The sequence below is a fragment of the Bacteroides sp. HMSC067B03 genome, assembly GCF_001811315.1.
In the GTDB taxonomy this organism is placed as follows: Bacteria; Bacteroidota; Bacteroidia; order Bacteroidales; family Bacteroidaceae; genus Bacteroides; species Bacteroides faecis.
Window position 1 is genome coordinate 1 of the sequence record NZ_KV804502.1, and the last position, 548, is coordinate 548.

The window sequence follows — 548 nt, forward strand, 5'->3', positions numbered from 1 at the left end:
TGTGATCTTCGTTTGAATGATCGTTTGTCCATTAATATCGAAGGAAATGCGAACGTATTGTCTGATAAGTTCAACTCCAAGAAAGCTGGTAACTGTGACTGGCAACTGAATGCTCTTGTAGGTGTAAGCATTAAACTGGGTAAAAGCTATACAAAGACTGCTCCTGTTTGTTATGAACCAGAGCCTGTGGTAGTGGAACAGCCTAAACCTGCTCCTGTAGTAGAACAACCACAGCCTAAAAAAGAAGTGGTAGTAGAACCTATGAAACAGAATATCTTCTTTGCCATCAACTCTGCAAAGATTCAGGATGATCAGCAATCTAAGATTGCTTCTTTGGTTGACTACATGGAGAAACATCCTGCAGCTAAGGTAAGTGTAACAGGTTATGCTGATGTTGATACGGGTAATCCTAGAATCAATAGTAAATTATCAGAGAAGCGTGCTAACAATGTTGCTGAAGCTTTAAAAGCAAAAGGCATCGCTGCAGATAGGATAAAAGTTGATTATAAAGGAGATACTGTGCAGCCATATAATACTCCGAAAGAAAA

General features: G+C 39.2%; 1 protein-coding gene. It reads left to right on the forward strand.

The genetic code is table 11. The features are described 5' to 3' along the window. Positions 1-548: OmpA family protein (locus HMPREF2794_RS26125; RefSeq protein WP_168166638.1), on the forward strand; the 548-nt coding region annotated here is incomplete at both ends.